Below are 10,951 nucleotides of genomic sequence, written 5' to 3' on the forward strand. Positions count from 1 at the left end.
TTAACTTCCTATGGCTTCCTTCAGACCCCACCGTTGGCCAGTGACGCCCTTGCCAGTCGGATTGTCTTCCCCTCAGTCGGGGTGACGCCATCTTCTTTCAGATGGCCGGGTTTGCCGGCTTCGCCGGGCAAACAAAAAGCCAGCCAGCTTTAAAGCTGACTGGCCTCTAGGCAAGTTCCTCTAACACTTACGCGACTAAAGCCTATTCTTGCACACCTTACTCTTCCAAAACAAAGGGAGAGGTATAGTTGTCTACATTATCTGGCGTAATAAGGATACAGTCATAAAGCTGCTTTTCACTGTCTAGCCCTGTTTCACCTGTATTGATGTAATGATCAGCAATCTTTACGGCATCTTCAGCAAATACGGCTACCGGCTGTAGGACAGTATAAGCCAATTCACCCGAGCGAACCGCATCAACAGCATCGGGTGAACCGTCAAAACCACCAACCAATACATCATCGAGCAGCCCCTCCTGCTTTAGGGCGACAATCGCACCTAAAGCCATTTCATCGTTGCCGCTAATAACGCCTCTGATATCTGGATGAGAACGAAGCATGCTCTGCATTTTATTGCGCCCTTCGGTTCGATCCCAATTAGCGATATCAGATGCTGCCAGGGTCAGGTCGGGATACTGGCTAAGCACCGTCTCATAGCCATTGGACCTTGTCGCTGCATTGTTATCAGAAGGAGGTCCTTTTAACTCTATATAAGATCCCTCGCCGTCCAATTGCATTGCCCACTCTTGCGCGCCTAACGCGGCTCCCTGTGCATTATTGGAAACTAGTTGCGCCTTGGCCAACCCTTGCTGATTAATTTCAGCATTAATAATAAATACCGGAATTCCCGCATCAATTGCTCTTCGCACAGCTCCAATTGAACCATCTGCGTTAGCAGGATCCAGAATGATCGCTTTGGCCCCATTGGTAATTGCCGTATCGACCTGATTACTCTCCGTATTGGTATCACCCACATGGGAACTTACATTTGCATCATAGCCCAACTCTTCTGCTGTCCGTTCAGCAATGGTTCCTTCCGTTTGCCAATAGGGGTTTGACATATCATTTACAATAATTGAGATCAGCCCCTTGTCCTGAGCAACTATAGAGCTACTAAAGAGCATCGAGACGCTAGCGAGAGCTGTAAAAAGTACTTTTTTACTTTTTGGAAGCATAATTGTCACCTCATAGTTATGATTGTTAGTCGTTGAATAGGTAGACCTGAGCAGGTCACACTTCTAAGCAATGCTACGTTAAGTAGCGCTTGCCCTAGAACCTTCGCGCTTAAGTTCTGCTGTTTTCTCAGCTTTTACAGAGGACTTATTTTTAGCGCTGTATTGGACATTATTGAGCATGACAGCGAAGACAATCACGCTACCCGTGAAGACCATTTGCCAATAAGCAGACACACCGATGATGACTAAGCCGTCGGCTAGAAAGCCAATCACAAATGCACCCAATAAAGTATTTCGAACCGTGCCACGCCCTCCCATCAGTGAGGCACCGCCGATAACAACAGCAGCAATTGCTGTCAGCTCATAGGTAGTACCTGCTGTAGGCCCTGCTGATGTCAACTGTGAGGCAAGCACAATTCCAGCTAGGGCTGCGCACACGCCGGAAATAATGTAGACGGAGAGCTTAACGCGATTGACAGGCACCCCAGATAGCTCTGCAGCACGCGCATTGCCACCGGTAGAGTAAATCCATCGGCCAAACGGCGTACGGCTGAGCACCAACATGCAAATAACCGCAGCGCAAAAGAGAATCAAGACACCTACAGGAATACCGAATAGTTTATTAAACCCAAGCCATTCAAACCCAGTATTACCTAATGCAGGATCGCCGCTTAAATTGTTAAAAGTTAATCCGTCGGTTAGCAGAAGTGCGGCTCCGCGCGCAACATACAGCATGCCAAGCGTAGCCACGAAGGCAGGTACTTTGAAGTACGCAACTAATACGCCATTAATAGCCCCCACGAAGCCGCCCAATAAGCAAGTAAGCACTACGACGACCCACACAGAAGGAAAGAAAGCCAAATCAAGCGCCTCAATCTCAACCCCTTCTAGTAACATACCCGCGAACACTCCGCAAAGTGCCAGCGTAGAGCCAACCGACAAATCGATACCGCCGGTCAGAATGACAAACAGCATGCCAATACCTAGCAAGCCAAAAACAGCTACATGAGATGACATGGTTAAAAAATTACCTGTCGAAAAATAAACAGGCGAGAGCATAGAAAAGACAATAATGATCACGATTAATGCGAAAAAAGCCCTACCTTCCAGCAAAATCTTGACGATATCGATACTGCCTTTTTCAACTTGTAACGCGTTATTGTTGTGATGAGACATAGTCATTACCTATCCGATTGAATAATCATGCAGCAACTGATTCGCCCGAAGCAGCCATAATTTCATCTTTCGTTACACCCGGTTTGAATTCAGCAGAGATCCGTCCTTTGCTCATCACCAGCACTCTGTGTGGAATACTCAAGCACTCGCTTACTTCAGATGTTGTAAAGACAACCGCCAACCCCCGCTGGGCCCCTTGGCTCAATAACTTGAATACTTCGGCCTTGGCACCTACATCGATACCACGGCTTGGCTCATCAAGCATGATGACGTCTGGATGAGTAGCCAACATCTTACCGATCACTACTTTTTGCTGGTTACCACCAGACAGTGAGCCAATGGCAGCCTCCCCACCGTCTGTTTTAATGTGCACCTGATTGATAGCTGAATTAATCATTTCTGCCTCCAAGCTGGATGAAGTAAGCCCCTTGCGAGTAAACGCATGGATACTGGCTAGCGACAGATTTTTTCCGACTGACAGGGTGGGCACCAGCCCATCTCGCTGGCGATCCTCAGGCACTAACACCAACCCTCTCTCGATTCGCTGTGCAATGTTGTAGTGCGATACGTCAGTTGAATTGAGCAAGATATCTCCCTTGGTCTGCCGGGTTCGTCCTGCTACACACTCCAATAACTCAGTTCTTCCAGCGCCCATTAGTCCATAGATGCAGACAATCTCGCCGGCGCGCACATCAAGGGAAAGATCCTCAACAACATAGCGACCTGCCACTTTATCGTCGCTGAGGTAAAGATTCTGGATAGAGAGCGCGGTGGAACCCTGCTCATACCCTGTAGGCGGTGAGCCAAGATCGAAACTCTCTCCTACCATATGCCTGACGATCCACTGCAGGTCGATATCACTACGTGGGGCGTAAGCAGTCATGACTCCATCGCGGAGAACAACGGCATGATCGGTAATCTGCAACGCCTCTTCCAAATGATGAGAAATATAAACAATCGACACACCCTTGTTTTTGAGATCCTGGACGACTTTAAATAACGTCTCGACTTCCGTGGCACTCAATGCGGAAGTTGGTTCATCCATAATCAAAATGCGAGAGTTCTTGGACAGCGCTCTAGCGATTTCAACGATTTGTTGCTGCCCCACCCGCAGATCTTCGACCAGGGTAAGAGGGTGGATCGGTTCATCCAGCTCTGCCATTAACAGTTCAGCCTGATGCGCTTCTTCTTTATAGTCGACGCTGCCCCTTCCTTTAGTCAGCTCACGGCCCATAAAAATGTTGTCACGCACATTCAGGTTAGGAGCCAAGCTCAACTCCTGATGAATAATGGTAATCCCCAGCGCTTCAGCTTCCGACGGCGAAGAAAAGCTAACTCTCTCGCCTTCCAATACAATATCCCCAGCCGTCTGAGCAATGACGCCAGATAAAATCTTCATCAGCGTAGATTTACCAGCTCCATTTTCGCCAAACAGCGTTGTTACCTGTCCTCGATATATATCGAAGTTCACTTCTTTGAGGGCTTGCACAGCACCGAAACGCTTTTCGATATTGCGTGCAGAAAGAATCACCGGAGCCACTTCTACAGTTGATGTATCGATACTCATAGCCGCTCCTCACTCACTGATCGCTATACTCACCGGCGTAACTAGCCAGTTTTTGGGATTTATCATAGTAAAAGAGCCAACTATCTCTAACGTTTTCCCGGTTAACTCTTGTCCGGAAATATCAGCAAGCACTTGACGCTTCATTTCATCATTAAGCGCTGCGCCAACATCTTGGTATTCAATCTGATTGGTAAAGTCGCCAAATTGAATATTACCGGTTGTATCCCTCAGCGTAGTGCCATTAATGGCGGGGCCTGTTTGCACACGAATAACAATATCTGAAGGCACATCGGCAACTTCAAGGGTGTAAACGCCCCCTCGATTTTCTACAGCAACCCCAGATAAAGAGACTGGCACAATATGACCAATGCCGGCAGCGACGCCGTATTTCTCGCCTGCCACACCGGTATCCTGGAGAACCTCTGGCGCCAATACCGATGCATTTACAGCGTTATTCTCAACATACGCTTTAATCTCTGGAAATGTTTCCTGAGCAAATTGCTGTGGTGAAAACCCCACAGCGCTCTCAAGTTCGGTAAGACTAATGACTTTGGTATCAAGCGCCATGATCGCAATCAGCGCTAAAGCAACAGCAGCTGTCACATAGGCCCTTATGCGCTTATCACCGGGCACCGAATTTAATGTCGACGACATGATCACTCCGGTTATCATTGTATTTATAAATCAGAAAATTCCCCTAGCTACTTCCCATCAGGTATAAGCACAACCTTTAACGCATTAGGGTCATTGCGCATTAGATCTAACCCTTGATGAAACTCGGCTAATGGCAGCTTATGGGTCACCACATGATCCGTTGGTAAATCACCATTACCAATACCTTCGATCACAAGTGGGTAGCAATAAGGTCCTAGATGCGCACCCAGCACATCCAGCTCTTTACGATCGCTAATAATGCTCCAATCAACAGTCACTGGTTCTTTGAATACACTAAATTCGACAAAACGACCCAATTTACGGATCATATAAAGACCTTGCTCTACCGACTGTACAGCACCGCTCGCCTCAATATAGATATCGCAGCCATAGCCTTCCGTAATCCCTTTCACGTAGTCAACAACATCGACTTCAGCGGGATTCAGGACAATGTCAGCGCCAAACTGTTTAGCAAGTTCTAAGCGTTTGTTATTGAGATCTAGCACAACCAGCTTGGAAGGCCCGGACTTTTTGATCGCTCCGATCATTCCTAGCCCTAAAGTTCCTGCTCCGGAGAGGACAACCACATCTCCCAGCTCAATCTGAGCACGCTTAACGGCATGTAATGAACAAGCATAGGGTTCAATAAGAACCGCTTTCTCCATCGGAATTTCATCTGGCAGCTTGTGATTAATGGCTTCTTTAGGAAAGACCATATATTCGGCCATGCCGCCATTTACGTTGTACTGAAAACCATACACGTCGTGCTTTTCGCACATCCAGTACTGCCCACGGTTACAAAAACGGCATCCCCAGCAAGGTACGATTTGCTCAGAAATAATGCGATCGCCAACCTCAAAGCCTGCAACACCTTCTCCTAAAGCCACCACATGACCAATAAACTCATGGCCTGGAATCATCGGCGCCTTGATATAAGCAGGCTGAGTATCATCTCCCCAAAAGCTTGGGGCACCTTCATATGCCTTGAGATCACCTGCACAGATTCCGCACGCTTCAACCTTTATCAGTACTTCACCCTCTCCCACCTTCGGCAATGCCACCTCCTCAAGACGATAATCTCCAGGCGCGTAGGCTACGACGGCTTGCATGGTTAGTGGCAGTTCGGTGTGGTTGTTGTTATCTGCGTTATGCATTAATTACTCCTAATATATCTTGTATTGCTTGGCTAGCGGCGCACGCTTTACAAAAGATCTTATTGTGTACATATGCATTAACTGCCTTAAGCGTAGCTGAGTCAATCCATAATAGAACTTTCTAGACTTATACTTTAGACCAATAACATAATTTATTGTTTTATATGATTAAATTTAAAAAATGGAAATTATTTATTATTACAGGCACACCAAAACATAGCCCAAAGACATGCTTTATGTTCCGATGATGTTCAAATGTACAATCGTCTACCAAATACTACTGGCAACAAAGCGGGAGACAAGGGAAAAACCAGGCATGCTAGAGAGCGCCCACATGCCTGAGAAAAGTCGATAAATGCAACAGATGGAGTTAGGGCGGCCGAAATATAAGATGCCCAGAAACCATAGATTTTGAATACAGATGAAGCGTGCACTTACCCAGCAGTTGCTTCATCAAGGCGCAGAATGGTGTGCGCGTTAGTCACACTAGTGGCCAAGGTATCAATAACTCCGGTACGCAGCGCCCCGAGTATCCCGACCGCTTTTGTATTTTCACTGGCGATGGCAATAACGTCTGGAATGCGCGTAAGATCCTGTATATTAAGCCCCACCACACGCCCCTGCATCTGCGTTGCGGAAGGCCTTCCATGGATATCGATAAAGTCATAGCCCATCATATCGCCCACAGTTCCAGAGAGCCGCGCTTCTGCAATCTCCTGGGCCGAAAACCACCCCATGCGCACCATATTGCTGTCTTCACTCACGTCCCCCACGCCAATCAAGGCGGTATCCGCGCGTCGCGCTCGGTCTAGCGTCTGGCGCACGGTAGAGTTTTCATACAACGCATCCCTAAGCTCACCACTCTGTACCAGCGCAGGGGCATAAAGCGTCTCACTGTCACCGCCAAACCTACTCGCCAAACGTCGACAAATATGATCGGGATTCATATGCTCACCTGCACGCAGCGAGCCCCCAATTGCGCACACGAATGAAACCTTTAACGACTCCGCTAAGAAAACATTATCTGCCACGGCGGCCACGTTACGCCCCATACCAACGGCCACGATCTGACCATCGGTCAAACTACGCGACAGATGGTCTGCCACTAAACTAGCGACTGACGAGCGCTGTACATCCGGGTCGGCATGATCCAGAGCAATCAATGCTCGCTTCAGGCCAAAGCGACGCTTGAGTTCCTGCTCAATCTCAACACTAACGGCGGGATGCAGGCGCACTCGAACATCGACAATTCCTTCTGCCTGAGCACGTTTGAGCAGCCGCCCTATTCGCACACGCGAATGCCCAAGCCTATTTGCGATTGCCTCCTGCGTTTCCCCCTGCACATAGTAGAGCGTTGAAATCTCTGTCATTAAGTCTATATCTGCAGCGTCTTGACCATTCATCCTCGACATCCAGGGGTTGTTAAAGGGCATGTATCATGTCAGCTTGCTTGACACTTTTTCAACACAGGAATCAGCGCCTGAATAATCAGCGCCAATGAAACAGAACCAGCATCAGGTGTACCCACGCTTTTTTCAGCCAATGGGCGTGCGCGGCCAACGCGGGGAATTAATTGCTTAGTGGCCTCAGCAGCCTCACTCGCTATGCGTGCAGCGGATTCCCAGCAAGCCAAAGCTCCCTGGCCTTTCTCAGCCTCCCAAGACAGGGCATCGGCAAAAGGCACTAGCACGTCGACAAGCGTTTTGTCGCCCACTTCAGCCTTACCAAATGCCATGACTTGCTGACGGGCATTGACCACGCCAGCGGCAAGACGCTGCACTGATAACGGCTTCTCATTGCCAAGCGACTCCCCCATCGCTTTTAAGATAACCCGCCAGATGGCACCAGAAGTCCCGCCCGCTTCGTCTGACCAGCGCTGCCCAGCCCACTGCAGCACTGTCTCTGCGCCAGCCCCGCCATCAAGAGCCTCTCTGGCCGCTTCAAGCGCAGCCCTGCTGCCCCGCTGCATACCAATACCGTGATCACCATCTCCAGCAACCGCATCAATCTGGCCCAACATCTCACAGTTTTCATTAACCGTATTTGCGAGCACTTCGAGCGCCTCAACGACACCAAACGCTAGTTTTCGCGAGATATCGCTAGCCTCGGGAATCTCATCTTGTATAACTACCTCTACCTCAGCAGGATCCAGCGCCTGCGCTGGCGTCACGCTACCTTTTCGATAACCCGGCGCATCCGCAGCAGCAGTCCACAGCGGCTCCATATCATTATCAAGCCAGAATAACGTCAGCGAAACCCCAGCCATATCAAGACTGGTCACCAGCTCACCCACATCAGGCTCCACAATGACTAACCCAGCTTCCTGCAGCAGTTCGTCAACCTTGCGATAAATAACGAACAGCTCTTCATACTTAATAGTACCCAGCCCATTGAGTATTGGCGCCACCCGAGCTCCTTGGACTCTGATACCGTCAGGAACTTCCTCCAACAACCTGGCAACGAGGATTTCTGCCAGGCCATCTGCGGATGGGATATCCGTCTCACTAATACCCGGCTCGCCGTGAATCCCCAGCCCTATGGCCATCTTGCCCTCGGGCACATGAAAGAGCGAATCGGCTGCACCAGGTAATGTGCATCCTTCAAACGCCACTCCGAAAGAGCGCGTGCAGCGATTTGCCTCCTTCGCCACTTGAACCACTTCGTCCAGTGATAATCCCTTTTCTGCCGCAGCGGCAGCGGCCTTGAAAACGGTTAGATCACCCGCGATGCCACGCCGCTTATCAATCTCAGCCAAGGGAGCACTGGCGACATCATCAGTGACCAGAACGATCTCACAGGGAATTCCGTCTGCGATCAAACGCTCGCGCGCCTCACCAAAATGCAGTACGTCCCCCGCATAATTCCCAAAAGAGAGCAGCACACCACCACCGTTGTTAGCGGCTTTGGCGACAGAATAAACTTGCTGCGAAGAAGGCGAACAAAACAGATTACCCATGACAGCCCCATGGGCCAGCCCTTGCCCTACTAACCCCGCAAAGGTTGGGTAATGGCCACTGCCACCGCCAACCACGACCGCAACACTTCCTGGCTGGCTGCGCGTACTGCGTACAACGCCTCCCGGCACAGCCATCAACTTATCGCGATGCGCAGCAACTAAACCTAAACGAGCTTCTTCAGGGAAATCACTTGGATCATTAAATAGGCGTGTCATTATTATATCCTCTGGAGTGAGGCCAAACTGCGTAATCACAGCTTGCATGCTGTTGTTATTAATCAGCGTCGACGAATATGAGCAGTACCACGGTTACCGAGTATTCAATCGAGACTCATATTCGTCAATTTTTGCTATTTTTAATTCGGAATTTCCACCCGAAAAATTACTACCCAAAAAGGTTGCCACTATTGATTTAGCCAGCTCTGGCCCAATCACCCGAGCCCCCAGCGTTACAATCTGTGCATTGTTACTAGTGCGCGCCTTTGCTGCGGAGTAAGTGTCGTGCGCCTGCGCCGCGCGAATACCTGACACTTTATTGGCAGAAATAGCCACCCCGATTCCCGTGCCGCATACCAGCACTGCACGATCAAAGCGCCCTTCCTTAATAGCCGTAGCCACCTCAAAGGCAATATCGGGGTACAGGACCGGCTGGGCATTAAAAGTGCCAAAATCTTCAACCTCGTAGCCTAACTCACGGATATAACCGATAAGGATCTCTTTCAAGTCGTAAGCGGCCTCATCACCGCCAATGGCGACTTTGAGAGAAGGTGTCACATCAGACATTCATGCTCTCCCTTTCTAGGAAATAGAAACGCGGACGACCAACAATGGATACCGACCTAGTTGCCAGCCGTCTACTGACGCTATCAATCTATCACCAACCGATCATTTGTAAACACATAGATCATAAGATCCATCCGCATTTTTCTAGAGAAATTAGAGGGAAACTCAAGGAAATATAAACAAACCATTGATAAAAAAAGAATTATTAAATGATAAATCACTATCTAACAAGCACTATACTTTTGTTCAATGACCTTAAAATCGATTTCAGTGACGCGAAAATTTGACTAAACCGGCTCAAATGAACAATCATTTGAACACAGAGCGTTCATTTTTAAAGGAGAGTAGGCAATGTCGCTTCTTGCTGGATTACGCGAACACTCATTGGTCGTGGCCGACACGGGCGACTTGGATGCCATAAAGCGCTATCAACCGCAGGACGCCACCACTAATCCCTCTTTGATTCTCAAAGCCTTCGAACTGCCTCGTTATCAAGAGCTAATCGACAAGGTGCTTGCTGAATCATGTCGTGATGAAGACGACCTGAGCCGAATAGTTGACCAACTCTCGGTTGCGATTGGCAGACAAATTGCTGATGTGGTGCCTGGACGAATATCGACAGAAGTGTCCGCACACCTCTCTTTTGATACTCAAGCCAGTATTCAAAAGGCTTACGAGCTGATTGAGCGCTACGAAAGAATGGGTATTAACCGCAGCCGTGTGCTAATTAAGCTCGCGTCTACCTGGGAAGGGATCCGCGCGGCTCAGCAATTAGAGCGTGAAGGCATCAACTGCAACTTAACGCTCCTCTTCAGCGATGCTCAGGCACAGGCCTGCTTTGATGCAGGTGTGTACCTGATATCGCCCTTCGTTGGCCGCGTTAGCGATTGGTACCAAAAGACAAGCGGTGAAAAGTTCGCACTCGAAGAAGATCCTGGCGTGCTATTTGTAAAGGGGATTTGCGAGAGAGCGGCCGCAGGTCATTATGACACTGTCGTCATGGGGGCAAGTTTTCGCACCACCGATCAAGTATTAGCATTGGCGGGCTGCGATCGTCTGACCATCTCTCCCGGACTGCTAGAACAGCTTGATAGCATGGAAGGAGAGGTCACTCCAAAAATCCAACAGGAAACCGTCACTCGTAAAGCATTTACACCGCTATCAGAAGCAGGTTTTCGTTGGCAACACAACCAAGATGCAATGGCCAACGAGATGCTGGCTGACGGAATCCGACGCTTTGCCAACGACCAGCAAACATTGGAGTCGTTGATTACTCAACGTTTGACCGCTCGTGCCTAACGAGACGCTACCCAATATAACAACCAAGGTATCACTAATATGAATAGCCGTTTTGAGCTGGCCAATGCCATTCGCGCCCTTTCCATGGATGCTGTTCAGAAGGCCAAATCCGGCCACCCTGGCGCCCCCATGGGTATGGCTGATATTGCCGAGGTGCTGTGGAATGACTACCTCAAGCACAACCCCGA

The 10,951-nt window shown here is 49.2% G+C and carries 10 protein-coding genes; 2 read left to right on the top strand and 8 right to left on the bottom strand.

Translation table 11 applies throughout. From position 1 onward, the window contains the following. Nucleotides 1–217 precede the first annotated feature (217 nt). From AC13CY_RS10660 to AC13CY_RS10695, 8 genes are all read right to left on the bottom strand, one after another. On the bottom strand, nt 218–1,174 hold the full coding sequence (locus tag AC13CY_RS10660; protein WP_172514768.1) for a D-ribose ABC transporter substrate-binding protein: 957 nt from the start codon (nt 1,172–1,174) through the stop codon (nt 218–220). A gap of 78 nt (nt 1,175–1,252) precedes the next feature. Beyond that, on the bottom strand, nt 1,253–2,356 hold the full coding sequence (locus AC13CY_RS10665) for an ABC transporter permease (protein ID WP_172514769.1): 1,104 nt from the start codon (nt 2,354–2,356) through the stop codon (nt 1,253–1,255). 19 nt (nt 2,357–2,375) lie between these two features. After that, nucleotides 2,376–3,917 carry a sugar ABC transporter ATP-binding protein gene (locus AC13CY_RS10670; protein ID WP_172514770.1) on the bottom strand — a complete coding sequence of 514 codons (1,542 nt, stop codon included), beginning with the start codon at nt 3,915–3,917 and terminating at the stop codon, nt 2,376–2,378. Between the two features lie 9 nt (nt 3,918–3,926). Beyond that, a complete protein-coding gene (locus AC13CY_RS10675; RefSeq protein ID WP_232068264.1) occupies nt 3,927–4,571 on the bottom strand; it encodes a DUF2291 family protein in 645 nt (214 codons plus the stop codon). A gap of 47 nt (nt 4,572–4,618) precedes the next feature. Beyond that, nucleotides 4,619–5,725, bottom strand: a complete 1,107-nt coding sequence (locus AC13CY_RS10680) for an MDR/zinc-dependent alcohol dehydrogenase-like family protein (protein ID WP_172514772.1) — start codon at nt 5,723–5,725, stop codon at nt 4,619–4,621. A 434-nt stretch (nt 5,726–6,159) separates the two neighbouring features. Continuing rightward, the gene (locus tag AC13CY_RS10685) at nt 6,160–7,095 is read right to left on the bottom strand and encodes a sugar-binding transcriptional regulator (RefSeq protein WP_483052495.1); all 936 of its coding nucleotides are present in this window, start codon (nt 7,093–7,095) and stop codon (nt 6,160–6,162) included. 71 nt (nt 7,096–7,166) lie between these two features. Further along, nucleotides 7,167–8,897, bottom strand: coding sequence for a dihydroxyacetone kinase family protein (locus AC13CY_RS10690; RefSeq protein WP_089675097.1), 1,731 nt, complete (start codon nt 8,895–8,897; stop codon nt 7,167–7,169). A 93-nt stretch (nt 8,898–8,990) separates the two neighbouring features. Then, complete coding sequence (locus AC13CY_RS10695; RefSeq protein ID WP_089675095.1) at nt 8,991–9,464, bottom strand: RpiB/LacA/LacB family sugar-phosphate isomerase; 474 nt, start codon at nt 9,462–9,464, stop codon at nt 8,991–8,993. A gap of 351 nt (nt 9,465–9,815) precedes the next feature. Here AC13CY_RS10695 and tal point away from each other — a divergent pair, with 351 nt between their 5' ends. Together tal and AC13CY_RS10705 are read left to right on the top strand one after the other, a co-directional pair. Continuing rightward, on the top strand, nt 9,816–10,763 hold the full coding sequence (tal, locus tag AC13CY_RS10700) for a transaldolase (protein ID WP_137095084.1): 948 nt from the start codon (nt 9,816–9,818) through the stop codon (nt 10,761–10,763). A 39-nt stretch (nt 10,764–10,802) separates the two neighbouring features. Continuing rightward, on the top strand, nt 10,803–10,951 hold a 149-nt coding region (locus tag AC13CY_RS10705; RefSeq protein WP_483052496.1), incomplete at its 3' end, for a hypothetical protein.

It is taken from the genome of Vreelandella sp. L-15 (assembly GCF_056857635.1).